The sequence below is a fragment of the Niabella soli DSM 19437 genome (assembly GCF_000243115.2).
In the GTDB taxonomy this organism is placed as follows: domain Bacteria; phylum Bacteroidota; class Bacteroidia; order Chitinophagales; family Chitinophagaceae; genus Niabella; species Niabella soli.
In genome coordinates this window covers 3,740,608-3,763,658 of the sequence record NZ_CP007035.1, presented here as the reverse complement: position 1 = coordinate 3,763,658, position 23,051 = coordinate 3,740,608, and the positions used below count along the sequence as shown (strand labels likewise).

The window sequence follows — 23,051 nt, the reverse complement described above, 5'->3', positions numbered from 1 at the left end:
TACGCAATGAACGAACAGCAGGCACTGATCATAAAAGATCTGAGTTACCGTTATCGTAAAGCCGGGCAACCGGTGATACACCAACTGTCACTGCGGGTAAAAGAGGGCAGCCGTTTTGGTCTGTTTGGGCCTAATGGCGCGGGGAAAACCACATTAATGAATTTAATGACGGGCCTGCTTCCCTACCGGTCCGGATCGATTCAATTGTTCGATACAGAAATCAAAGACAACGCTGATTTTGTAAAAAATAATATCGGGTTTGTGCCGCAGGACTTTTCCTTTTATGAAGAGTTAACCCCTGTTGAAAACCTGGAATTTTTTGGCGCCTGGTATGGGTTAAAAAAAACAGAAATCAAAACAAGAACCCAACAGCTCTTAGCTGTTATGGGGCTAAGTCATGTGGCCGATAAACTTTTAAAAGAGTTTTCCGGGGGCATGAAACGCCGGATCAACCTTGCCATCGGCGTGATGAACCGGCCGGCTGTTTTATTCCTGGATGAGCCCACCGTGGGCGTGGATGTGCAATCGCGCAATGCGATCATTGCTTTTTTAAAAGAGATCAATAAGGATGGCACCACTTTGGTATATACCTCGCACCAATTAAAAGAAGCCGAAGATCTTTGCACGGAAATCGCGTTGATTGACGGGGGTAGCATCATCAGTCAGGGCACGTTAAATGAGCTGACGAAAACACATCAGCAGGAAGACTTGGAAGGATTATTTTTACAACTGACCGGCAGGGCCTACCGGGACTAATGATACGGTTCATCAATCTTCCTTGTTTTCAATTGCTGTTTTAACAGGATGCCTCCCTAAGATGGGCATGACGATCATGAAAATTTGAATGGCATCCTGTTTTTGGCCAGCTATTTGTGTACCTTTATTATAACAACTATAAGTTTAACCCCTAAAAATACATTATTATGAATAAGCTAGTTACCGGCTTTGCCCTTGGTCTTTTGGTTGGAATTTTGTATGCCCCGGAAAAGGGTACCACTACCCGCCGGCGGATAGCCGATAAAGGAAACGATCTTAAGGATCAGTTTGCGGATTTTATCGACAATATAGCCAACCGCTTTGAAGACAGGGCAGATGAGCTTGAAGACTATGTGCACGATGAGGCCCAGAATATAAAAGCAGAAAGTCTTTAGTTTTTTTGAGGGAATCATAAAAAACCCTGCATCTAAAACAGGTGCAGGGTTTTTTGTTCGAATTTTGCTTACTAAATAAAGTCCATGGTATTATAATGCGCCTTTAAAATTTTACCGGAATCTGCTGCCAGCCATTTTTCCAATACGGTGGCATACACGTTCTTAAAATCTATATTATATTTTAAGTCTCCCTGGTTCAGATCTTCCAGGTTGGGCATGCCGTTTAAAAGTCCTTTTTGCTTCAACCCTCCGCTTATTAAAAACATATTATTGGCGGTTCCGTGATCGGTGCCATTACTGGCATTTTGCGCCACCCTGCGACCAAACTCTGAAAACGTAAACAACAGTACATCTTCCATCCGGCCATTCTTTTTCAGATCATCGGTAAACGCCTTAACCGCATCGCTCAATTGCGTAAAGAGGCGCGATTGCTGGGCTTCCTGCCCCACGTGCGTGTCAAAACTTCCCAGCGAAATATAATATACCTTGGTGTTGATGTCTGAAAATATAAGCGAGGCAATGGTTTTCAGGCCGCTCCCAAGCTCAGTATTGGGATACGTGCCGGAAGTAGGATGCAGTTTGCTTTGTTTAAAAATATAATCGGCGGACGATAAGGTTTCTGATAAGGTCTTGTACAGGTAATCCACCGGTTTTTCATCATGATGATCGTTATGAAAATTTTTGTCGATATCGCGGAAGTACTTTTCATTGGAGGTTCCGAACAGCCGACGGGGATCTTTCACCGCAAGCGCATTGTTCTGTTCTCCTTTTAATGCAAGGCTGAGCACGTCATCTACTTCAAGGGCCTGAGTGGGTTTATCACAACCCTGGCACTGTGCATCGAGGTAGCGGCCGATCCAGCCGTTATTCCAGAACTCACTGGACTGGCTTGCAGAATGCCAGATATCCATACTCCTGAAATGGGAGCGATCCGGGTTGGGGTAACCCACATTGTTCAAAATAGCCAGGTTGCCTTCATCATATAACGCTTTTAAGGCAACCAGCGAAGGGTGCAGGCTAACTTCATCCGTTAACGCCAGGGTTTTGTCCTTTTGCACACCAATGCCCGGTCTTGATTTGTAATAGATATCGTTGCGAACGGGGATTACCGTATTAAGCCCGTCGTTGCCTCCGCTCAGTTGTAATACCACTACCACCTTATTTCCCGGCGGCACGGCTGTATTATTTTCCAGCGCTTTTAAAAATTTGGGCATCATCATAGCTGCCGTTGCAAAAGAACTTATTTGTAAAAATTCTTTACGCCGGATCAAAGGGCCAAAACCGGAATATTTTTTACTGAGGAAGGATGCGCTTTTCTTGTTCATAGATCGTGGTTTAACACATTTGATATTCGGGTGTACTCATGAGCTGTATGGTGACGGAGCGAATATAGGCGTCTCTGTCAGAAGCATCGACGTATTTAGTAGCTACCTGGTCTACGTTTACAGCATTTACCTGGAATAAATAATCAGAAATGGCAGGAAAAATAGCTTCCCTTTTCGTTTTTTCAAATTTCGAAACATATTGCCCCCAATCTATTTTGGCGTTGATCAAACCTGCACCAGGATTGGGTTTCGCCGGTTGCTTTTTAACTGCGGGTTTCGCGCCCGGGATATTTGCCATACCATCCGCTTTGCGGCCCATCATAATATCATCGTCCTGTTTGGGCTTTACGTTCAACAGGTCCTTGTCGTTAAACAACTGAGGAATGCGCAGCCGCATCATCAGGGTACTGCTATCGATCCATGATTTTCCTCCGGGCCATCCTGCCACATTGGGCGGATAAAGCAACTGCTGTCCCAGTATGCGCTGCAGGTTCATTAATGCATTGTCATTATCCAGTTGCATGGGCACCATCCGTTGAATGCCCGCCAACAACTCTATAGGTGATTTAATACGCGAACCGATATTTTTTTCATCGTAAAACCAATCCGATGTAAAGATCTGCCCCATCAGTTTTCCAATGTCATAATCTTTGTAAAACGAATCGGATAACGATTGAACAATATTTTTATCAACCGTTTCATTTACAAAAAATTTATAAATCTTTTCTGTTATAAACCGCGCCGTCTGCGGGTTATCGGCAATAATATCCAGCACTTCATCGCCGTCAAAATTACCCTTCTTCCCCAGGAAATTTTTTACTCCTGTATCGTGCTGGTTCTTTGCAAAATTAAATTCGCCCCTGGCGTTAGCCGTCCAGCCCGTAAAAGCCCGCGCGCCCTCTTTAATATCCGTTTCCGTATAATGTCCGCGTCCCAGAGTAAATAATTCCATTACTTCCCTGGCGAAGTTCTCATTGGGATGCCCCTTCCGGTTTTGCTGATTGTTGAGAAAATACAGCATGGAGGCCGATTTGGAAACTTCTTTCAGCAAGGTTCGAAAGTTCCCAAGGGCATTTTCACGCAGTGTCTGAAGAAATAGCTGGTTGTAAAAAAGGTTCCCATTCCGGCTGGCAAAATGGCCATGCCAGAAAAAGGCCATTTTTTCGCGCAACTGGGCATCACTGGCTATCAACTCTTTTAGCCAGTATAAATTAAGGTCTTTTACACTTTGCTGCTGTTTACGGTTCAATATTTTCCGGTCATCCCCTGTAAGTTTTGATCTTTTTGCCGGATCCAGATAAGCCTCATACAATTCCATTAAATCGGGGCTTGCGATGTTGATATACGCCGGTTTTTTGTTTGAGGCATTCACCAATGCCTGGTAATATTCCTGGGGCGTGTACTTTGCCAGTTCCTGCAGTTGTTCTACCGCTGGCCCGAAACCTGCACGCCATAGCAGATGCTGATTCTTTTTTTGATTGGAGGCCGCCATTGCATTGTTTTTTATTGTTGACCTTATTTTATCCTTATGGTTTAACGGCTTGAATAAATATACCAAATTCAAGAGAAATGTAGGCTTACAGATTTCACGGATTTATTCCCTTGCAATCCCTCAATAACATCACGCTCACACTTCGAAACCTCATGCTTCTGTGCTTTTCTGTGGCATCCGTGAGAACCTTTCTTGCGCGTGGATGCCCCTTTCGCGGGCATCATCTTTAATCCATAATGGCAGCGGCCGGTAAATTTCATGAACAAGAAATTTCATGTAGGTTTGTAAAAATGATCAATATGAGCTATCAGACCCTTACTACCAGTATAGAAAACGCTATTTTACTCATAACAATAAACCGGCCAGAAAAACTTAATGCTTTAAACCAGATGGTCTTAAATGAACTGGAACACGCCATCGATGACCTTATTGCAAATGATTCTTTAAAATCGGCGATTATTACGGGAAGCGGTGAAAAAGCCTTTATTGCAGGAGCGGACATTGCCGAGTTTACGGCCCTGGATGCGCAAACAGGACAAGCGCTTTCGGCAAAAGGACAGCGTTTGTTCTCAAAAATAGAACATTCGGGTAAACCGGTCATCGCTGCAGTAAACGGATTTGCATTAGGCGGCGGCTGTGAGTTGGCGATGGCCTGTCATTTTCGTATTGCCAGCGAAAATGCAAAGTTCGGGCAACCCGAAGTGAACCTTGGATTATTACCCGGCTATGGGGGTACCCAACGGCTGACCCAGCTCGTTGGCAAGGGCCGGGCGATCGAGCTATTGCTTATGGGAAACATGATCGATGCGGTTACTGCATTCAATTACGGCCTCGTAAATCATGTAGTGCCACAGGCCGACCTGCTCACTAAAGCAAAAGCACTCCTTTCTCTTATTAATACCAAAGCCCCGCTGGCCATAGCAGGTTGTATCGAGGCCGCTAACCTTGCATATGAAACAGGAAACGCGGGATACAAAAGGGAGGCCCAAAACTTTGGAAAACTGATCGCTACTGAAGACGCAAAAGAGGGCATTGCCGCGTTCCTGGAAAAACGGAAGGCTGTTTTCAAAGGCTCCTGAGCGTTATAGTTCTTTCAGGTATTGGTTTACGTTAAATTTATTGGGAGCATTCCGGTGCTCATTAAAATACCGGCCACAATTCTGGAGCGATGCCTTCAGCCAGTTGTTCATCGGGATCAACCTGCCTCCCGGACCCGCATGATAGAACCGGCCGGCCCGGTCCCTGAAAAATAAAAACTGGTCCACTCCCTGCATATCATCATAAGTAAATCCCTGTATCTGGTAATACGGATCGGCCGCGGTAGGCGCTTCCAGGATCTCAAAATGCAATTGCCCTGATGTTCCGGTTACCGGCTTGGGCAGATAGGCTGCATAAATTTTTGACAACGCCTCTAATGCATTCAAACTATCCACGATGCTTTGTTCGGAAGCATCGTAATGAAAGGGATACGGCAGAAAGCCTCCGTCAATGGGCAGGTCTTTGTCCGACTGGCGATGGTTCATCAGTGGTACCGATTGTCCCTGCCGGTTGATATAAATTTTTTCGCCTCCGGCATTCAATGCAACTGAGGCATGTTCGGGATCCGTGCTACGATCCAGGTAGCACTTATTACAACCCGATGCATAACCATAATTAAACGGCGACATCCAATCCCATTGCGGCCGGATCACCACAGCGCCCTGAAGATTTACAAATCCAACTTTTCCATTATCTACACAGCGGGATAGCCCTTCTACAAAATAATCGGGCCCGTTATCAAATGCCATCGGATGAAACTTAAAATTTCCCCGGCGGTCATAAGTGCTTCCAAACGCAACGGCAGCAGTGCTGTCGCGGCGATGCCGCACATCCAAAAGATTGATGAGTGAATCAGCAATAGGCTGGCGGGAATCCAGTTCCCGGTAGAAGTGCCCGCGCGCCGGTATAATAACAGTGCCCGCCTGATCTCTTACACCTATTAAACCGGTACGTTGGTCCTGGAAATAATACAGCCGTTGCTGGGCGAATAACAGTACCGGTACCAGTAACACTATCAGCACCATATATAATTTCATGTTTTTCATAACACACATTTAAACAGATTTTCAATTCAGACCTGAATGTTAGACGTCTTTTATGAATTTGTGTATGCGCCCTGAAACAAAATCCGGATTGAAGGTACTGAATGTTTATTAATGATACCTTTGTGCTCCTAATAGCTACTAAAAACAAGAATATGGATTACAGAATTGAAAAAGACACGATGGGTGAGGTAAAAGTACCTGCCGATGCGCTCTATGGCGCCCAAACCGAACGCTCTGTTGAAAACTTCCGGATCGCTACCGACATTAACCGGATGCCCAAAGAAATCATCAGGGCCTTTGCCTATTTAAAAAAAGCAGCGGCCAATACCAATAATAAAGCTAAAGTACTTGAAAAGAAAAAGGCCGTGTTGATCGGGAAGGTTTGCGATGAAATTCTGGAAGGCAAGCTGGACGATAGTTTTCCACTGGTGGTATGGCAAACAGGCAGCGGCACTCAAAGCAATATGAATGTGAACGAAGTGGTTGCCTACAGAGGCCATGTTCTGAATGGAGGCAAACTAACTGATAAAGAAAAGGTCCTGCATCCTAACGATGACGTTAATAAATCGCAAAGCAGCAATGACACTTTTCCTACGGCCATGCATATTGCCGCTTACAAAATACTGGTAGAAGTTACAATCCCCGGAATTGAGAAATTGAGGGATACCCTGCAAAAGAAAAGCAGGCAATTTATGAAAGTGGTAAAAATCGGTCGTACCCATTTCATGGATGCCACACCCCTTACGCTTGGACAGGAAATAAGCGGGTATGTTTCCCAGTTAAATCATGGTCTGAAAGCCATCAAAAACACACTGCCGCATTTATCGGAACTGGCGTTGGGTGGAACCGCTGTAGGCACCGGTATTAACACCCCTCCCGACTATGCAAAAAATGTAGCGGCAGAAATAGCAAGGCTGACAAAACTACCCTTTAAAACTGCTGAAAATAAATTTGAGGCCCTGGCCGCGCATGACGCCATCGTAGAAGCACATGGCGCGTTAAAAACCATAGCCGTAAGCCTGATGAAGATTGCAAATGATGTACGCATGCTGTCCTCGGGACCACGCAGTGGTATTGGCGAAATCCATATCCCGGACAATGAGCCAGGCTCTTCCATTATGCCCGGCAAGGTGAATCCCACACAATGCGAAGCATTAACAATGATCGCCGCCCAGGTATTAGGTAATGACGTGGCCATTAACATAGGCGGCGCCAGCGGCCATTTTGAGTTGAATGTATTCAAACCCATGATGATCTATAACTTCCTGCACAGCGCCCGGCTGATCGGGGAGGGTTGTGTATCCTTTAATGATAAGTGCGCAGTGGGCATTGAGCCTATTAAAGAGAACATCAAGAAACACCTGGACAATTCACTGATGCTGGTAACGGCGCTGAATACAAAGATCGGTTATTACAAAGCGGCTGAGATCGCACAAAAAGCGCATAAAGAAAATACAACCCTGAAACAAATGGCGGTAAAACTGGGCTACCTTACCGAAAAAGAATTTGACGAATGGGTGGTGCCCGCGAAAATGGTAGGAAAGATTTAATACCAAATGCAGTACGTTGGCGAGAATAGATCTGCATAAGGAAACGTCATGCCGACCGAAGCGGAGGCATCTCTTCAAAGCAGGAAACCTTTCGACTTTTAGAAAAAAAGAGCGCCGCTAATTAATGAGATGTTTCGACTACGTTGCGCTTCGTTCAACATGACGATAAAAAAGAGGCTGTCAAAAAACAGCCTCTTTTTATTCCTCGCTCTTAATCCTTATTTGATCTCAAAAACGGTATTTACCGTAAAGTTTAATTTAATTTTTTTGAAGTCGAGGTCCGCGCCGCCAACGGCTTCGGAATCGGCTTTCATTGCATAAGCACGGTATACTACCGGCTGCACAGGACTATCGCCTCCATCCTGTATCTCCAGTACATCCCCCAGTTTACCACCCAGGGCTTCCACCATATACGCGGCTTTTTCCCTGGCAGCTTTTAATGCTTTAATTTTCAGGTCTTTTTTTAACTGATCCATTTTTGAGTAATCATAGCTTTGGATGCCGGTGCTCTGAATTCCTTTTGCATCAACATCGCCCAGGATCTGCTCCAGTTTGTTCAGGTCACTCATTTTTAACAGGTATTGTTTACTGGCCAGGAAATCGGGATTCTTCTTTTTCCCGGTTGTATTCTGCCAGCTATTGATATTGTTGATAGTAAGGTTTTCTTTTACAATGCCCGCTTTCTTCACCGCATCAAACAATTGATTTTCCAGTGTACCGATGGCTATTTTCTTTTTGCCATTATCCAGGTATTCTTTCAATGAAATACTTACGTAAATAATATCAGGTGTAACTTCTGTTTCGGCAGTGCCGCTTACGGTTATTTTCCGGCGCAGGTCCGGCCCCTGTGCTTTTAGTGCTCCAAATGCCATTAACGATACTGCCATCAATGCGAATACTTTTTTCATACAATTAAATTTTAAAGAATAATTCATAAATAAGGTTTCTGATTTGCTTTAATGATGATAACTTTTTTCTGGTTACACAAGCCAAACCGGTGTTTAACGTTCCTTTTACATCTAAGTTGACGACGATCAATTAAAATCGTTCAATTACCCCTAATCCGAATAAGGCAAAGTCATATTTGCAGGGATCCGTGGGATCCAGTGTTTTCAGGTGCTCTGTAAGATCGGTTGCCGCCTTCCAGTCGTTATTGGTGCGATGCAGCAAATTAAAATGCCGGGCTACCCGGGCCACATGCAGATCCAGCGGGCATATTAATTGATGCGGCCGGATATTTTTCCATAACCCAAAATCAACCCCTCTGGCGTTGCTGCGCACCATCCAGCGCAGGTACATATTCAGCCGTTTGCAGGCCGATTTACGTTCAGGAGTGGCAATATGTTTTTGAGTGCGTTTGGGCAGGTGCGGAAAAATTTTTGCATCAAAAAAATAATGATGAAACCCAATCAGCGCTTTTTCAACAGAATCGTCACCCGAAATCAGGTGATCACTAAAGGCCGTTTCAAATGATGTTTGCCTCCTTGTTTTATAATGATATTGTAGTACGTCCAGGAAATGAAACAGGTCAACTGCGTTAAAAGTACGGTGTACAAATTTCAGTAACATTTCCAGGTCCGGCTCTTCAAAATTCAGTACAAAATCGTAGGGCGCGTTATCCATCAGTTGCAGCAGGCGCTTACACGAATTGATAATGCTTTTTCGATTGCCCCAGGCAAGGATAGCGGCAAAAAATCCGGCTATTTCTATATCCTGTTTCCGGGAGAACTGGTGGGGGATTGAGATGGGGTCATCCGCAATAAATGCCGGTTGTTCATAGTAAGCCGCCTTGGCATTTAAAAATGCTTCCAGGTTATTGTTGAGCGTTGCTTTCATATATTAACTGATCATAACGATCTCCTTTTACAAAGGCATAGGTCTTTTTATTTAAATGATAAAATTGTAACCAACCTGTTTCAGTTAACGCGGTCAGGTCTGTACGGGCCGTTTCTTTCGACACGCCAAAACCGGAACGCAGCTCCCGTATGGTGATGATCTTTTCCGCATCTTCTTTGATCCACTGTAACGCCGCAGCCTGCCGGTTGTTCAGTCCGTCGATTTTCACAAATGGGTTTTGTTCCTTTTCCCGGTTGGTGCGCTGCAGCCCTTCTTTTAAAGAGCGGTAGCTCATTCTTATGGACTGCAGTATAAAATGAACGAAATACCCCAGGTCTTCATTTGTACGCACCTGCACAAATGCCTTATGGTATTGAGGTTTGAGCTTAATAATAACGTTGGATACCGGCATGTATTCCAATGCCCAGTAGCCCTGCTTTAATAAATACCAATAGCGCACCAAACGCGCCAGGCGACCGTTGGCATCTTTAAAAGGTCGTAAGGAAGTGATCAGGAATTCGATGATGCCGGCTTTAATGAGCGGGTGAATGTAAAAGGGGCTTTTATTTTCGTTAATAAATGTTTCCAGCCATTGCATCCGCGCCTTCAGTTCTTTTACATCAGCGGCTTTATAGGAAGGGTCCTCAATATTAGATACGTCAAATTTATTATTGGTTCGATAACGGCCGATCCCCTTTAATTTAATAGTGTCTCTTGTCAGTAACTGGTGCAACTCCTGAAGTTTTACTTCCGTAAAGTCATCATTGCCCCATTCCTTTACTTTCTGCAAACATTTATAAAGATTAACCACGACCTGTTCTGTATGATTGGCAGCCGGCTTTTTTTTAAGCAACAGCTCTTTTACCATTTTTTTTGTGACGGAAAATCCTGCCAACTGGGCAGAAGCCATGGTCTCATCCATAAGAGCATTTATGATATACCTGTGGTCATTTTTGGGATTCATTACTTCCCGGATGCTTTTACCACCGGCTACATGCACATCCAGGTCGTGAAGGAGCTGCTCTGTGTCATTGGGCACCGACCAGGTAAAAGCGATGCTTCCCATCTCCAATTTTTTGGTAGCGCCTTGCTCTCTTGCCGCTTTTGCTGTTTGCCAGATCGCTTCATTGGTAAGCAGCAACGGTTGCAGGGTCATGTGCTGCACTTTTTCCCAATCGAGATAACCGTTATTGATCTGAAGAATCGTCTGAAATAATTCCTTTTGTTCCGCTTCCGTTAGTTCCTTGCTCATAAATTGCGCTTTTATTGACCAATCGTGCGCAATATAGTTGGTTTTTTATTTTTTAAATTGAAAAATTAATTCATTCCTTTACCAATCGTTAATCAAGATATATGGGTTTGTTCAGGAGTAGTCGCAGAAAAATACAGGAAAAAACAGCAGCTTCCTGGGGAAAGATAAAAGAAAAACGCAGGAATTTTGACCTGATCAGCCGGTACGCGGCAACTGGTACCGGCAGTGCCTTTTACCGACTGACGGATCAAACGCTTTCGGATATTGATGTTGAAGACCTGTTTGCCTGTATAGATCGCACCGAAACAGGAATCGGACAGCAAGTCCTTTTTCACACGCTCCTGCATCCAACCAACGATATTGAAGCGCTTAAGGTAACGCACCAACTTTCGGATTATTTTTTATCGAATCCACAAATCCGAAAAAATATTCAATATCATTTATACCGCCTGGAGCAGAGCGGCACCTACTTTATTGTCGATTTGTTTGCACCCGGGCGGGAGGATAAAAGGAAAAACCCCATTTACAAAACCCTGGCACTTGCCGCTGCAACACTTACAGTGCTTAGTTTATTTGTACATACTTTATTCTCATTGCTTATTATTTTGTTCTTCGTAAATATTCTGGTTCATTTTATTCACCGCAACAGGAGCCAGAACCGTATACAAACGGTATCCGAAGCCTTTTCCACCATCACTACCGCACAAAAACTGGTGGCGCTGGATTTGCCTATGGAAAACCAGGCGGCCATCAAAACGGCGATACAAAAATTATCCTCCATTAACCGGCTTTTCCGGTTCCTGGGAGCCCCTACCCCGTCGGACGATCTTTCCATAATCGTGCTGCTGATTTTTGAATTGCTGAAAGGTTTTTTCCTGGTAGAACCGCTGGCTTTAAACAGGTGTTACAAACTAGCCCTGCACAATGAAGCCGCCTTCAAAACCATTTATCAGTTCATCGGCTCTATCGACCTTGCCCTGAGCAAGGCCTCACTGCGTAGTGATTCGGCTTACAAGAACTGCATACCTGAATTTACGATCGAAGAAAAGACACTCCGCTTCTCAAATGCTTATCATCCCTTAATTACAGACCCGGTAAGCAATTCGTTCCAGGTACAGCAACAGCATATTTTTATCACTGGCTCCAATATGTCCGGAAAATCCACTTTTTTGCGTACGGTACTTATCAATAGCATTTTAGCCCAAACGCTTTACTTCTGTTTTGCAGAAAGCTTTATTACCAGTATGTACAAGCAGTATTCTGCCATCAAAATAGCCGACAACCTTTTTGAGAACGAAAGCTATTTTTACAAGGAGCTGGAAGTGATCCGCGCCATGGTGCAGCAAAGTGAAGCGCCTTTTAACCATTTATTTCTTATTGATGAGATCTATAAAGGCACAAACACAACGGAGCGAATGGCCCTGTCATTAGCCGTGCTTCAGTATCTGAACCGGAATAAAGACCTGGTAATAGCCTCCTCACATGACCTTGAGCTTGTAACCTTTCTTAAGGGAAGTTATAAAATGTATCATTTTTCAGAATCGATACATAACGATCAACTGGTGTTTGATTATCATATTAAAGAAGGTGCAGTGCAATCGCGCAACGCCATAAAGTTAGCGGCTATAGAAAAATATCCACCGCCCGTTATTCAACAGGCGATGGAATATACAAAGTTGTTTGTCACAAAAGAGCATTAGCCAATGGCCTCGCGCAGGTCCTCAATCAGATCATCGGCATCTTCAATACCAATGCTCAGGCGGATGAGCGAATCGCTCAAACCATTTTTTATGCGTTCCTCGCGCGGAATGGAAGCATGTGTCATCGTTGCCGGGTGATTGATCAGCGATTCCACGCCACCCAGGCTTTCAGCCAGGGCAATCAGTTTGGTGGAGGTTAATACCTTTGTAGCCGCTTCAACCGAATCGTCCTGCAGTTCAAAACTCATCATGCCACCAAAATCACGCATCTGCTTTTTTGCAACGGCATGACCCGGCGCTGCTTCAAAACCGCACCAGTACACTTTCTTTACTTTTTCATTGGCCGCTAAAAATGCCGCCACTTTTTTTCCGTTCTCGCAATGACGCTGCATCCGTACGTGCAGGGTTTTAATTCCCCTTAAAACCAGAAAACAATCCATTGGCCCCGGCACCGCACCGCTGCTTTTCTGGATAAAGAACAATTTTTCCAACAGATCATTATGGTTAAACATCAGGGCCCCCATTACCACATCACTATGCCCCCCAAGGTATTTAGTAGCAGAATGCATAACGATATCTGCGCCCAGGTCAATAGGGTTTTGCAAATAGGGCGATGCAAAAGTATTATCCACACAAAGCAGGGCACCTGCTTTTTTAGCGATTGCTGCCACTGCCGCTATATCCGTAATATTCATCAGCGGGTTGGTAGGTGTTTCAATCCAGATGAGTTTAGTCTTATCGGTGACCGCCTTCGCCACGTTTTCGGCAACACTGGTATCGGTGTAAATAAATTTTATTCCAAACCCCTCCCATATTTTAGAAAAAAGGCGATACGTGCCGCCGTACATATCGCTGGCCGCAATTACTTCATCACCCGGTTTCAGCAACTTTACAACGGTTTCTGTTGCCGCCACACCACTACTGAATGCCAACCCATGCTTTGCATTTTCCAGGGCCGCCAGCGATTTTTCAAGAGCCGTACGTGTTGGGTTCCCTGCCCGGGAATAATCGTAGCCCTGGTGTTGGTTGGGCCCCGACTGCACAAAGGTTGAGGTTTGAAAGATCGGGGTCATAATTGCTCCCGTTGACGGGTCCGGCTCCACGCCGGCGTGAATGATCTTGGTATTCAACTTCATAATCCGCTCATTTTAGAAGGCACAAAGGTAAGGGTTGGTTACCGGATGCGGGAACTGGATACAGGATACTGGATACTAGATGCTGGATCTGTTGCGAAAGCTGATAATTGATGTTGCAACTTGAATGCCTGGCGGGAACAGGGCCGTCAGCATTAACATTTTCTTCATAAACGGATCTGTAACAAAAAACAAGTTCGGGCGATTTATATACAGAAAGTTGATCTTCCTTAAAAATTAAACCCGTATGATGTATTTAAAAGTTTTTCGCCCTGGCAAATCCGCCATTCACCCCCTTTTATTGAACCGTTTGCCATTAAGGGGTTGCCTCAGCGGGCCTGTTGCCACTACTTTTGAATCATCAAACGATAAAATTATAAACTTATAAAACTTTAAAAAATGAAACTCTTTATTCTTACTGCCGCTCTTTCTTTAGGATTAAATGCAATGGCTGCCACCAGCAACCCGGTTATTAACCCAACCGTTAATGAAAAAGTATTAAAAACTTTTCACCAGGTTTTTGCCGATGCAAAAAATGTACAATGGAAAGCCACTGCCGAATACAATGAAGCCAGCTTTAATTCAGGCGCCATTGCCGCCCGTGCCATAATCGACAACAATGGCAAGTTGGTGCGCACGATCCGTTATTATAAAGAAACTAATCTTCCCTCAAACATATTGTACAAGGTTAAAAGCAAATATGAAGGAAAAGAAGTTTATGGAGTAACTGAAATCACCAATGATGCAGGAACCGCTTACGAAATAGTGATGCGTGACAGTCAAAAAATGTACACCGTTCACATAGACGCCAACGGTGCCCTTACACAAACAGGAAAATTCAAAAGAGGGGATCTGTAGTACCTGCTGACAACACAAACATTTCTCATGTATAATACGGAGTAAGCATTCTTGTTTGCTCCCTTTTTTATTTAAGCCTGGCCTTCGTTATAAGCACCCCTCCTTCTCATCCTATCGTTTGAACACATCTCTTGAAAATGATTGAAATAATTTGGTACATCCTCAGGATTTAGGCCGTGACGAACCGATCGTACTCCATCCTGAAAGTGACCGAAGGGTATAATGTACATGCCCCTGGCTGCGCCAGGAGTTACAATGCGTAGAGGGCGCGGCCCTGAAAGGGTCGAACGTTTTTGTTATAATGAGCCGGAATCAATTTTATTAAAAATGGGTAACATAATTGGTTTGTGAGGACACAAACCATTGCCGCACCAGGGTCAGTGTCTTACTGACCGAAAAGAGAAATATTATTAATGCCGGTTCATTACTAAACCCAGAAGCCTCTTGAAACATTAAAGATTCGACCCCTGCCGGGGCCGCTCGCTACCTATCCATTGCTCCCAGTTAACCAAGAGGCTATGCACATTACGCTCCCTGGGCTCAGATAGCTCAATAGGCTTTATTTCGATTGAATGGGATTAACCCGACAGGTATTGCATTGCGATGAACTCGAAGACCTGTCCGCACGATAGGATTCCCACCAATTTAACAATTTATTCATCGCTATAGCTGTAACAAATTGATGTCGCCTGCGACTTTTTATCAGGGATACAATTGTTAACAGTAATTCGGATAGTCATTCCTTTTATTTAAATCACTTTAAAATCATCTGAGTTGGAGCCCATTCATAGTTTATCGGTGATGCAGGCTGTTGCACCGGCGCACATTGTTCTTCTGCAAAAATCCGCGGAAGCCCCGGCAGTTCACAATAAAACAACCATGCTGCACTACGCACACCTATTGGCAATAACAAGAAGATTCACCCGGCAAAACCGGTCATTCGCCCCATTTCTCCCGCAATCTGCCACAAAGCGCTTGACATCTGCTGACAGCGATACTATTTTTGAATTATTAAAGCAATCAACACATTTAACTTATAAAATTTAAAAAAAATGAAACTCCTTATTCTCGCCGCCGCTCTTTCTTTAGGATTAACTACAATGGCCGCTACCAGCACTCCGGTTATCAACCCCACGGTTAATGAAAAAGTTTTGAAAACCTTTCACCTGGTTTTTGCAGATGCACAAAACGTACAATGGAGCTCTACCAAAGAATATAATGAAGCCAGCTTCAATTCCGGAATGATCAAAACACGCGCCATCATCGACAACAATGGTAAACTGATCCGCACCATTCGTTATTACGGAGAAAGCCACCTGCCTTCAAATATTTTATATAAGATCAGGAAAAAATACGAGGGAAAAGAAATTTATGGTGTAGCCGAAGTGGCCACTGAATCTGATACTAACTATTTTATTACCATCCGCGACGCTAAAAATATTTATAAAGTAACAGCAGATAACAGCGGCAGCCTGACACAGACAGACAAACTAATACGGGCCGATCTATAGCCCGGTTTTACAACCCCGTACATTTCTCATGTATATAATACGGAGTGAGCATTCTTGTTCGCTCCTTTTAATTTATACCAAACGGGGCTACTGCCAGCACATCATCCCACGCCATTAATAAATCAGCGCCCTGTGCTGTTCTTTTAAACACCATCGTAAAATATTCTGCTTTGGGATTACCGGTAGTGGCTGCAATTTCAATTCGTTGAAGATCCCTGGTGCTATCCTGTTTTAATCCCCAGCTATCAATATTGCTGCTCAGCACAAGGGTCCAGTTTTTTTCATGCGGAATTACATAAAGCGTATAGCGGCCGGGGGCAATTTTCCTGCTGCCCAGGGTTACCGTTTTAAACACATCAAGTTCTGTAGCTTCGTTAGCGCCCAATCGCCAGGGCTCATTATATTTCAAAATGCCATTAAATAAGGCGCGCCCCTGCAAATGCGGCCTGCTATAAATAACCCTCATTACAGGCGGCGTTACCATTTTCCCCGCCAGCTTTTTTAACGGGTAGTGTACGGGGAAATAGCTCATATCCATAGGAGAAACATCTATGGGCTCGTAAAGATTGGTAGCCGTTGAAGGCTGCGCCGGTTGCCGCAGGGTATTGACCGGTTGTTCGTCCTGCCCGGCGTTCCCTGTTTTTGACTGCTGGTTGCAGGCTATTATAAACAATACAAGCAACACGCTCCATCCGCCTTTTAAACAATTCATTCGTTACAATTAAAAATTAATGGGAAGGGATGCTTTCTTTTGATCCCATTCTACCACCAAGTTAACTTTCGGCCCGCTTTTCTCAAAATTAATTGTCAGTGATTCTACCTGGTCTTTTACCGCTTCCACAGGAGCCGTGGCACGTACCACATCTTTAGCACTATCATAATTAAAAGCGCCCCAGGCATCCGTGTCCTTATTAATAATAAAGGTCCATTCTTTTTCATTGGGTATGCAATACATAGTATAGCGCCCCGCCGCTATTTTTTTACCGTTTACGGTTACAGGGGTAAAAAAATCGATCTCCGTAGCTTCATTAGCGCCCATGCGCCAAACCTTTCCGTAAGGAACCAGGTCCGATCCAAAGACCGGGCGGTTATTTTTTGCCGGCCGGCTATAAATCACCCGCATACGCAGCGGTTCATTGAGCCCTCTTATTTTCTTTGATGGGTAATCTACAGGGTAGTAGATCTGGTCCATCGGCGACTTATCAACTGGTATCCAGGATTGACTTTTGGCTGAAAAGCAACAGGTAATTGCAATAAAGCTCAGAAACAGGTATTTCATCATTTTTTATTTTTTCAAAAGTTTATCAAATTCTTGCTGGGTAAAAGATTTCAGGTCGATCCAGAAAAATTGGTATTGTGCCTGGAGGAATTCCCTGTTTGCCAAAAATATCCGCTCCGCGGGGTGACTGTCCGTGAGATACTGCGCCCTTCGTACCAGCCCAGCAAAACTTTTAAACAGACCTGAAGTCGTCCGGTAGCCATATAACCAGTTCTGCGTTTTCATATAATAGAACAATTGCTGAAATGGTTTGGGCAACAGCTCAAAATGCCCGGCGAGTGTACTATAAGTTTTTTGGGCAAATACCGAAAGGCTTTCGGCTGAAAATTCCTGCGGGTCATTGGCCAGGAAATAATCGTATGCCACATCCATAAAGGCGCCACTGTACAGGCGATAATCATTGCGGAACACCTGTTTGGCAGCTATAGTAGCCGGATGGTTATCTGTAAAACTATCGATGCTGCGATGCAGCTTGATACCGGCACGAACAGATTCAGGATATTCAAACTGTTTGTTGCCTTTTACAAAATCACTGATCATGTTGCCTGCCAGTACCCCTTCATCATCAAATGACAGGTATGCGTGTGCCAGGAAGTTCATGATGCAAAAATAATGATATGAAAGGAATGATACCGGGGTTGCTGGTTACCGCAAAACGCGGAACGCTACCAGGCAACTATGATCTATTCACTATTGACCATTGACTATTAACTATGAGCCATCGGGTTATTATTCAACGAATATCACTTTATTAAAAAGAAATTTAGTTGTATTCCAACAATAACCGGCTTACTTCTTCCTGTATGCCCAGGCTTTTATCAGCATTATACACCTGTTGTAATGCGATCTTTGCTGTTTCAAAATCGGCTTTTTTTTCTTTCAGCTCCTCATACACTTTTTTAGCTACCGCGGGTCTTGGTCCCCAGTGAAACAGGTCCGCTCCTTTTTCATCCCGTACAATCAGGATGGGAATGGACCGGGTGCCATTGGTAAGATATCGTTCAATTTCCGAATCAGTGTCCCGCAACTGCAACTTAAAATCAATTTTATCATTCAGCGCACTCATCAGGTACAGGATGGGAACAATATGCGCCGCATCCCCGCACCAGGGCTCCGTAATAACCGCCCATTGCTGTTTTTGAGTGATCGCCGCTATTGCCTTTACCGTTTCCGTTGTTAATGGGTTTTGTTTTAGCCACCGCTGCGACCTTGACCAGTTTAATTTTGTATACTGAAGATAACTTTCATTATCATAGGGCGGTTGTGGATTTACCGTTTTCAGAATTTCATCAAAATAGCCCTGGTAGTGCTGAAAGGTCATCATGTCTGTTCTTTAATTTTTATCAGTTTATAAATAGTTATTCCATAAACATATAAGCTATCAAAAAGTTCGGCAAAAGTGGATTCCGGGTTTAAAGTTTATTTAACCTATAATTTCAGGTCAGGCCTATTTAAACTGTATCTTTAATACTCACTAAAAATCACCTTTAGACTATGGACACGTTGCAGCAATTAAGTTCCGAACTGGAACATGAATATCAAACCACAAAAAAGTTCTTTGAGTTGTATCCGTCAGGTAAAGCCAGCTACGCGCCTCATCAAAAGAGCATGAAGCTCGATCATCTCGTGGGACATATAGCCGAAATTTTCGCCTGGCCATCCTTTATATTGCCCACGGATACCCTGGATTTTGCCACAGGCGATTACAAGCCCACGCAGATCACCTCAAGGGAACAATTGTTAGAAGTACTGGATAAAAACTATAAGGCCAGTAAAGATACCCTGGCCGCTGCGGCCGAGGCCGACCTGGAGCCTTCCTGGAGTATCGCCAGCAACGGGCATAAATTAGCGGAATGGTCCAAATACGGCGCTATCCGCCATTCGCTAAGCCAGATCACGCATCACCGGGCACAACTTGGGGTATATTACCGTTTAAATGATATTGCTTTGCCCGCCAGTTACGGACCTTCAGCAGACGATCAGCACTTTGGATGATTTATGGCACAATTTTTTGTTACATTTGTTATTAACTAACTTTTTAAAACGCATTAATGATGAACAGAAACACAAGAAATGGTCTTTTAGCTTTGGGTTTGGCTGCTGTGGCTGCCTGGTACAAGATGAGCCCGGAGCAGAAATCATCTGTTAAAAATAAAGTATCGGATTTAGGCAATAAGCTTAAAGACAATCTGAACAACCTGAAAAATCAGGTGAACCAGGGAAATTCGACACAGTCCGCTTCTTAGGCTCAGCTAAAACAAGCCTTTTAAAACTATTGGAAGTCCCGGCGCTGCCGGGGCTTTTCTTTTTATAAATTCAGCAGCAGGTGCTGACTGGCGGTAAAAACATCCCTGAAAATGCGATTGAGGGTTGTGCCGTTCTGAGTGGCGCCGACGCCACAATACGGATATAGATCACCTACCAGCTCCCGCGATGATTTTGCAAGCCCCCGGCTTAGTTGTGTAATATGCTCCAGGAGCGCCTGTGGTATTTTGCCTCCTTTTACAACTATCAACCATGATTCTTCAATAGCAGTATAAAAACGGGCGCGTAACTTTTGCAGGTGGTTGGCGGCCATTGTTTGCCGGGTTTGCATCAACACTTCCTGCCCGGCAGCAAAACTGCCGGAGGTTATTTTATGCTGCAACAGTTTGTCAAACTCCTCAAGAAAATGTTGCGCCATTCCGAACGTGTTCACGGCAAGGGTTGCTTCTGCAAATTGCAAAAACGGATATTTAAAAATGGCCCCGGGTAAGGTGGTGGCTCCGGGATCGATCATAAAACTCCTGTCCGGAGAAACTGTTAGTCCATCGACATTAAAACTATTACTGGCAGTGGCTTTTAGCCCCATAGCATTCCAGTCATTTTTTACGGTAACCTCCTCACGTTTGAATATAAAAGAACGATAAACCGGTGCGCCTGCATCATCCATAAGCACCTGGCCAGCCCGTTCTATTTTGCAATTAGCCGTAAAGCAGGTACTGTAGGGAGTTCCGGTGGCATACTTCCAGGATCCACTCACCTGGTAACCATCCGGTACTTCTTTTGCAATACCGGAGAGCGCCCCGCTTCCGCCAAAACAGACAGCGGGATCTTCAAAGAGCCTGTCGGTTAACTGTTGCGGCAGGTAGCCTGTGAAAAGGGAGGCGCCCGCGCAAAGCGTTACCGTCCACCCAAGACTGCCATCAATCCGTGCCAGGGCTTCTTCCATTGCCAATCCTTCCGGCAGGCCCAGTTCCAGTCCACCCTGTGTTTTGGGCACAAACAGTTTAAACCATCGCTCCTTATGAATAATGACCAATTGCTCCGGCAATAAGACCCCCTGCTCATCCGATAGTTGCGCCAGCGCCGCCAACTCTTTTGCTGTTTGTTCATTAATCATTTTCTATTACCATTTTTCTCCAATCAAAAAATCCGGCGATCGCCACTATAAATAAAAATAGGGTCAGCAGTGCATAAACAGGAAGTTGTTTATAAAATAATAAAGGTATGGCTACTGCATTGCTTATGTTCAGCCATATCCAATTCTCCAATTTCCGTTTGGCCAACAACCACATGCCCGCCCAGGCCGTGGCGCTTACAAAAGCGTCCATTACCGGAACCACAGAATTGGTAAAATATTTTAATACAAAAAATAAAAGTACAAACCCACCCGCGGCTATTGCCATCGTTATTCTTTTGTCCCGGGAACCCGATCGGGTAATGGGTAGCGGTTTGGCGGCACGTTTATGCACCCAAAACCACCAGCCATAAATACTCATTACAAGATAATACCCATTCAACACCGTTTCTGCATATAACCCGCTCTGCTGAAAAAGGTAGATGGTTATTCCTACCGATATAATTCCCGCAGGGTATAGCCAAACTTTATTTGCCTTTGCCAACAGCACTTCGGCCGCGCCAAAACCCGCCCCCAGCCATTCTAACAGACTTGTATTCTTTAATTCATCAATAAATACGGTAACCCAATTTGTCATTCGATACGAAAACACAAAGCTTTATCCGGCTGATCTTTTCCTACGCCGGCATTACCCGGATCAGGTGCATCAGTCCCGCCATTGGCGGAACAGAATGGGTATATTCTCAGCCTTTATTTCATCCCCGCCTCCGGCGGGAAAAGGCACCCCGTGTGGGGATGAAGGTAGGTAAAAGATTTTAGATGCAAGCCCCTTGTTCGTTAGCGAAAAAATAATAGGGGCGTTCGTCACCTTGCATCGTGTTTTGCAATATATTCGCCCTCCTAATTCATAAATCAATGCCATCGTCAAAACGATTATTTGTAAAAACCTCCACCCTTCCCAATGCCGGCAAGGGCTTATTCGCAAAAGTTGATATCGCAAAAAATGAAATTGTTACCGAGTACCTCGGACGACTGGCTGCCTGGAAAGATGTGGAGGACGATTTTGAGAATGGGTATATTTTTCATATTAACGACGAACTGGTAATTGACGCCAGCAAAGACAAGGGATCTTTTGGCCGCTATGCCAATGACGCTACCGGTTTAACCCGGGTGAAAGGATTAACCAATAACGCGGAATATTTTGAAGAAGATACCCGGGTGTTTATAAGAGCTAAAAGAAAAATCGCCGCAGGCAATGAGGTATTTGTTTCCTATGGTCCGGGGTACTGGAAACAGATAAAAGAAAATATGCTGCAGGATAAACAAAAAGCAAAAAAGAAAGCAGGGAAACGGGGCTGAACGAATGCTCCATGCTGAACGCATAAAGCTTAACGCTAAAGATTGTTACTGGTTGCTGATTGCCGTTTGATGCAATATTTTGGATTTTGCATGCTGCATTTGGCGTTGGGCATTACGCGTTGAGCTTTGCGTTTAAAAGAATGCCGTTATCTTTGTTGAAGGATGATGGAAAAAAGCAATTTTGTAGACCAGATACGTGTTTTTTGCCGCAGTGGCCATGGGGGCGCGGGCATTAAGCATTTTTTACGCGATAAATTTACTTCAAAAGGCGGCCCCGATGGTGGTGATGGCGGAAGAGGCGCCCACATTATCTTAAGAGGGAACCGCAACCTGTGGACACTATTACATTTACGGTATTATAAAAATGTGCTGGCCGAGAACGGAGAAAATGGCGGGCACAATAATATGACCGGCCGCAGTGGTAAAGATTTTATTATTGAAGTTCCATTGGGCACGATCGCATTGGATGAAGAAACCGGTGAAAAAGAAGCGGAGATCATGGAAGACGGGCAGGAAATCATCTGGATGCCCGGCGGAAAAGGCGGCCTGGGCAATGCCAACTTTGCCACGGCTACCAACCAGGCCCCCGAATATGCACAACCCGGCCTGCCCGGCCTGGAAGGCTGGAAAACCCTGGAATTAAAAGTACTGGCAGATGTAGGACTGGTAGGGTTTCCCAACGCAGGCAAATCCACCTTATTGTCTTCCATCACGGCTGCCAAACCAAAAATCGGCAACTATGCTTTTACTACGCTGACGCCGAACCTGGGGATCATTGATTACCGGGACGGTCGCAGTTTTTGCATGGCAGATATGCCGGGTATTATTGAAGGCGCTGCTGAAGGAAAAGGCCTGGGGCATCGCTTTTTAAGACATATCGAACGGAATCCCGTCTTACTGTTCCTGATCCCGGCAGACAGTGCTGATCACCGGAAGGAATTTGACATTTTGATGAATGAACTGGAACGGTATAACCCGGACCTGCTGCATAAACAATTTCTGATCGCCATCAGCAAAAGTGATATGCTGGATGAGGAGTTGAAAGAGGCCATTAGTAAAGAAATGCCGGATCATATTCCGCATTTATTCATTTCTTCTGTTACCCAGCAAGGGCTTACTCAATTAAAAGATAAGCTTTGGGAAATATTGAATACGGAGCCCGAGGCCGTTCCATAACCATT

25 protein-coding genes are annotated in these 23,051 nt (G+C 44.6%); 12 read left to right on the top strand and 13 right to left on the bottom strand.

Features of this window, described 5'->3' with window-relative positions:
- The first annotated feature begins 6 nt into the window (after positions 1-6).
- Positions 7-756, top strand: a complete 750-nt coding sequence (locus NIASO_RS15805) for an ABC transporter ATP-binding protein (RefSeq protein ID WP_008587496.1) — start codon at positions 7-9, stop codon at positions 754-756.
- Between the two features lie 167 nt (positions 757-923).
- Positions 924-1,151 (top strand): YtxH domain-containing protein, encoded by a 228-nt coding sequence (locus NIASO_RS15800; RefSeq protein ID WP_008587495.1) that lies wholly within the window; start codon positions 924-926, stop codon positions 1,149-1,151.
- A gap of 71 nt (positions 1,152-1,222) precedes the next feature.
- On the opposite strand, the gene NIASO_RS15795 is transcribed toward NIASO_RS15800, so the two are convergent.
- Together NIASO_RS15795 and NIASO_RS15790 are read right to left on the bottom strand one after the other, a co-directional pair.
- Positions 1,223-2,476: a DUF1501 domain-containing protein gene (locus NIASO_RS15795; protein WP_008587493.1), complete on the bottom strand. Its 1,254-nt coding sequence runs from the start codon at positions 2,474-2,476 to the stop codon at positions 1,223-1,225.
- 10 nt (positions 2,477-2,486) lie between these two features.
- Positions 2,487-3,968, bottom strand: a complete 1,482-nt coding sequence (locus NIASO_RS15790) for a DUF1800 domain-containing protein (RefSeq protein ID WP_008587491.1) — start codon at positions 3,966-3,968, stop codon at positions 2,487-2,489.
- Positions 3,969-4,267: 299 nt separating this feature from the next.
- Between NIASO_RS15790 and NIASO_RS15785 the strand changes: the two genes are divergently transcribed.
- A complete protein-coding gene (locus NIASO_RS15785) occupies positions 4,268-5,047 on the top strand; it encodes an enoyl-CoA hydratase/isomerase family protein (protein ID WP_008587488.1) in 780 nt (259 codons plus the stop codon).
- A gap of 3 nt (positions 5,048-5,050) precedes the next feature.
- Here the strand turns inward: NIASO_RS15785 and NIASO_RS15780 are convergent, their stop codons facing one another.
- A complete protein-coding gene (locus NIASO_RS15780; protein ID WP_008587487.1) occupies positions 5,051-6,052 on the bottom strand; it encodes a WG repeat-containing protein in 1,002 nt (333 codons plus the stop codon).
- A 152-nt stretch (positions 6,053-6,204) separates the two neighbouring features.
- Between NIASO_RS15780 and fumC the strand changes: the two genes are divergently transcribed.
- The gene (fumC, locus tag NIASO_RS15775; RefSeq protein WP_008587485.1) at positions 6,205-7,602 is read left to right on the top strand and encodes a class II fumarate hydratase; all 1,398 of its coding nucleotides are present in this window, start codon (positions 6,205-6,207) and stop codon (positions 7,600-7,602) included.
- 218 nt (positions 7,603-7,820) lie between these two features.
- Here fumC and NIASO_RS15770 read toward each other — a convergent pair whose 3' ends face one another.
- The 3 genes from NIASO_RS15770 to NIASO_RS15760 form a co-directional block, all read right to left on the bottom strand.
- Positions 7,821-8,510, bottom strand: coding sequence for an SIMPL domain-containing protein (locus NIASO_RS15770; RefSeq protein WP_008587483.1), 690 nt, complete (start codon positions 8,508-8,510; stop codon positions 7,821-7,823).
- Positions 8,511-8,640: 130 nt separating this feature from the next.
- On the bottom strand, positions 8,641-9,438 hold the full coding sequence (locus NIASO_RS15765; protein ID WP_008587481.1) for a TIGR02757 family protein: 798 nt from the start codon (positions 9,436-9,438) through the stop codon (positions 8,641-8,643).
- Positions 9,416-10,690: a Fic family protein gene (locus tag NIASO_RS15760; RefSeq protein WP_008587480.1), complete on the bottom strand. Its 1,275-nt coding sequence runs from the start codon at positions 10,688-10,690 to the stop codon at positions 9,416-9,418. The genes NIASO_RS15765 and NIASO_RS15760 overlap by 23 nt, the downstream gene beginning before the upstream one ends.
- A 101-nt stretch (positions 10,691-10,791) precedes the next feature.
- Here NIASO_RS15760 and NIASO_RS15755 point away from each other — a divergent pair, with 101 nt between their 5' ends.
- Entirely contained in the window at positions 10,792-12,390 is a 1,599-nt protein-coding gene (locus NIASO_RS15755; RefSeq protein ID WP_008587478.1) for a MutS-related protein, read from the top strand.
- Here NIASO_RS15755 and NIASO_RS15750 read toward each other — a convergent pair.
- Positions 12,387-13,526, bottom strand: a complete 1,140-nt coding sequence (locus NIASO_RS15750) for a cystathionine gamma-synthase (RefSeq protein ID WP_008587475.1) — start codon at positions 13,524-13,526, stop codon at positions 12,387-12,389. The genes NIASO_RS15755 and NIASO_RS15750 overlap by 4 nt on opposite strands.
- Positions 13,527-13,922: 396 nt before the next feature.
- Between NIASO_RS15750 and NIASO_RS15745 the strand changes: the two genes are divergently transcribed.
- On the top strand, positions 13,923-14,381 hold the full coding sequence (locus tag NIASO_RS15745; RefSeq protein ID WP_008587472.1) for a hypothetical protein: 459 nt from the start codon (positions 13,923-13,925) through the stop codon (positions 14,379-14,381).
- Between the two features lie 1,052 nt (positions 14,382-15,433).
- The gene (locus NIASO_RS15735) at positions 15,434-15,892 is read left to right on the top strand and encodes a hypothetical protein (RefSeq protein WP_008587471.1); all 459 of its coding nucleotides are present in this window, start codon (positions 15,434-15,436) and stop codon (positions 15,890-15,892) included.
- 67 nt (positions 15,893-15,959) lie between these two features.
- Here NIASO_RS15735 and NIASO_RS15730 read toward each other — a convergent pair whose 3' ends face one another.
- From NIASO_RS15730 to NIASO_RS15715, 4 genes are all read right to left on the bottom strand, one after another.
- On the bottom strand, positions 15,960-16,604 hold the full coding sequence (locus tag NIASO_RS15730; RefSeq protein WP_008587469.1) for a DUF2911 domain-containing protein: 645 nt from the start codon (positions 16,602-16,604) through the stop codon (positions 15,960-15,962).
- A gap of 9 nt (positions 16,605-16,613) precedes the next feature.
- Positions 16,614-17,174 (bottom strand): DUF2911 domain-containing protein, encoded by a 561-nt coding sequence (locus NIASO_RS15725; RefSeq protein ID WP_008587467.1) that lies wholly within the window; start codon positions 17,172-17,174, stop codon positions 16,614-16,616.
- A gap of 3 nt (positions 17,175-17,177) precedes the next feature.
- Positions 17,178-17,771, bottom strand: a complete 594-nt coding sequence (locus NIASO_RS15720; RefSeq protein ID WP_008587465.1) for an acyl carrier protein phosphodiesterase — start codon at positions 17,769-17,771, stop codon at positions 17,178-17,180.
- Between the two features lie 163 nt (positions 17,772-17,934).
- A complete protein-coding gene (locus tag NIASO_RS15715) occupies positions 17,935-18,495 on the bottom strand; it encodes a thioredoxin family protein (protein ID WP_211139868.1) in 561 nt (186 codons plus the stop codon).
- A gap of 170 nt (positions 18,496-18,665) precedes the next feature.
- Between NIASO_RS15715 and NIASO_RS15710 the strand changes: the two genes are divergently transcribed.
- Positions 18,666-19,166 carry a DinB family protein gene (locus NIASO_RS15710; RefSeq protein WP_008587461.1) on the top strand — a complete coding sequence of 167 codons (501 nt, stop codon included), beginning with the start codon at positions 18,666-18,668 and terminating at the stop codon, positions 19,164-19,166.
- A gap of 56 nt (positions 19,167-19,222) precedes the next feature.
- The gene (locus tag NIASO_RS15705; protein WP_008587459.1) at positions 19,223-19,417 is read left to right on the top strand and encodes a hypothetical protein; all 195 of its coding nucleotides are present in this window, start codon (positions 19,223-19,225) and stop codon (positions 19,415-19,417) included.
- Positions 19,418-19,479: 62 nt separating this feature from the next.
- On the opposite strand, the gene NIASO_RS15700 is transcribed toward NIASO_RS15705, so the two are convergent.
- Together NIASO_RS15700 and pnuC are read right to left on the bottom strand one after the other, a co-directional pair.
- Positions 19,480-20,553, bottom strand: a complete 1,074-nt coding sequence (locus NIASO_RS15700; protein WP_008587458.1) for an acyl-CoA dehydrogenase family protein — start codon at positions 20,551-20,553, stop codon at positions 19,480-19,482.
- On the bottom strand, positions 20,546-21,148 hold the full coding sequence (gene pnuC, locus NIASO_RS15695; protein WP_008587456.1) for a nicotinamide riboside transporter PnuC: 603 nt from the start codon (positions 21,146-21,148) through the stop codon (positions 20,546-20,548). Before pnuC ends, NIASO_RS15700 begins: the two co-directional genes overlap by 8 nt.
- Here pnuC and NIASO_RS20365 point away from each other — a divergent pair.
- The 3 genes from NIASO_RS20365 to obgE all read left to right on the top strand — a co-directional run bounded on the left by NIASO_RS20365 (position 21,142) and on the right by obgE (position 23,046).
- Entirely contained in the window at positions 21,142-21,330 is a 189-nt protein-coding gene (locus NIASO_RS20365; RefSeq protein WP_025299051.1) for a hypothetical protein, read from the top strand. The genes pnuC and NIASO_RS20365 overlap by 7 nt on opposite strands.
- Positions 21,331-21,426: 96 nt before the next feature.
- Positions 21,427-21,870 carry an SET domain-containing protein gene (locus NIASO_RS15685; RefSeq protein WP_008587454.1) on the top strand — a complete coding sequence of 148 codons (444 nt, stop codon included), beginning with the start codon at positions 21,427-21,429 and terminating at the stop codon, positions 21,868-21,870.
- 162 nt (positions 21,871-22,032) lie between these two features.
- On the top strand, positions 22,033-23,046 hold the full coding sequence (gene obgE / locus NIASO_RS15680; RefSeq protein ID WP_245605193.1) for a GTPase ObgE: 1,014 nt from the start codon (positions 22,033-22,035) through the stop codon (positions 23,044-23,046).
- Positions 23,047-23,051 lie beyond the last annotated feature (5 nt).

Excerpts from the sequence above, each read along its gene's own strand:
- NIASO_RS15805 (WP_008587496.1), top strand. The coding sequence starts at position 7 with ATGAACGAACAGCAGGCACTGATCATAAAAGATCTGAGTTACCGTTAT.
- NIASO_RS15800 (WP_008587495.1), top strand. The coding sequence starts at position 924 with ATGAATAAGCTAGTTACCGGCTTTGCCCTTGGTCTTTTGGTTGGAATT.
- NIASO_RS15795 (WP_008587493.1), bottom strand. The coding sequence starts at position 2,476 with ATGAACAAGAAAAGCGCATCCTTCCTCAGTAAAAAATATTCCGGTTTT.
- NIASO_RS15790 (WP_008587491.1), bottom strand. The coding sequence starts at position 3,968 with ATGGCGGCCTCCAATCAAAAAAAGAATCAGCATCTGCTATGGCGTGCA.
- NIASO_RS15785 (WP_008587488.1), top strand. The coding sequence starts at position 4,268 with ATGAGCTATCAGACCCTTACTACCAGTATAGAAAACGCTATTTTACTC.
- NIASO_RS15780 (WP_008587487.1), bottom strand. The coding sequence starts at position 6,052 with ATGAAAAACATGAAATTATATATGGTGCTGATAGTGTTACTGGTACCG.
- fumC (WP_008587485.1), top strand. The coding sequence starts at position 6,205 with ATGGATTACAGAATTGAAAAAGACACGATGGGTGAGGTAAAAGTACCT.
- NIASO_RS15770 (WP_008587483.1), bottom strand. The coding sequence starts at position 8,510 with ATGAAAAAAGTATTCGCATTGATGGCAGTATCGTTAATGGCATTTGGA.
- NIASO_RS15765 (WP_008587481.1), bottom strand. The coding sequence starts at position 9,438 with ATGAAAGCAACGCTCAACAATAACCTGGAAGCATTTTTAAATGCCAAG.
- NIASO_RS15760 (WP_008587480.1), bottom strand. The coding sequence starts at position 10,690 with ATGAGCAAGGAACTAACGGAAGCGGAACAAAAGGAATTATTTCAGACG.
- NIASO_RS15755 (WP_008587478.1), top strand. The coding sequence starts at position 10,792 with ATGGGTTTGTTCAGGAGTAGTCGCAGAAAAATACAGGAAAAAACAGCA.
- NIASO_RS15750 (WP_008587475.1), bottom strand. The coding sequence starts at position 13,526 with ATGAAGTTGAATACCAAGATCATTCACGCCGGCGTGGAGCCGGACCCG.
- NIASO_RS15745 (WP_008587472.1), top strand. The coding sequence starts at position 13,923 with ATGAAACTCTTTATTCTTACTGCCGCTCTTTCTTTAGGATTAAATGCA.
- NIASO_RS15735 (WP_008587471.1), top strand. The coding sequence starts at position 15,434 with ATGAAACTCCTTATTCTCGCCGCCGCTCTTTCTTTAGGATTAACTACA.
- NIASO_RS15730 (WP_008587469.1), bottom strand. The coding sequence starts at position 16,604 with ATGAATTGTTTAAAAGGCGGATGGAGCGTGTTGCTTGTATTGTTTATA.
- NIASO_RS15725 (WP_008587467.1), bottom strand. The coding sequence starts at position 17,174 with ATGATGAAATACCTGTTTCTGAGCTTTATTGCAATTACCTGTTGCTTT.
- NIASO_RS15720 (WP_008587465.1), bottom strand. The coding sequence starts at position 17,771 with ATGAACTTCCTGGCACACGCATACCTGTCATTTGATGATGAAGGGGTA.
- NIASO_RS15715 (WP_211139868.1), bottom strand. The coding sequence starts at position 18,495 with ATGATGACCTTTCAGCACTACCAGGGCTATTTTGATGAAATTCTGAAA.
- NIASO_RS15710 (WP_008587461.1), top strand. The coding sequence starts at position 18,666 with ATGGACACGTTGCAGCAATTAAGTTCCGAACTGGAACATGAATATCAA.
- NIASO_RS15705 (WP_008587459.1), top strand. The coding sequence starts at position 19,223 with ATGATGAACAGAAACACAAGAAATGGTCTTTTAGCTTTGGGTTTGGCT.
- NIASO_RS15700 (WP_008587458.1), bottom strand. The coding sequence starts at position 20,553 with ATGATTAATGAACAAACAGCAAAAGAGTTGGCGGCGCTGGCGCAACTA.
- pnuC (WP_008587456.1), bottom strand. The coding sequence starts at position 21,148 with ATGACAAATTGGGTTACCGTATTTATTGATGAATTAAAGAATACAAGT.
- NIASO_RS15685 (WP_008587454.1), top strand. The coding sequence starts at position 21,427 with ATGCCATCGTCAAAACGATTATTTGTAAAAACCTCCACCCTTCCCAAT.
- obgE (WP_245605193.1), top strand. The coding sequence starts at position 22,033 with ATGATGGAAAAAAGCAATTTTGTAGACCAGATACGTGTTTTTTGCCGC.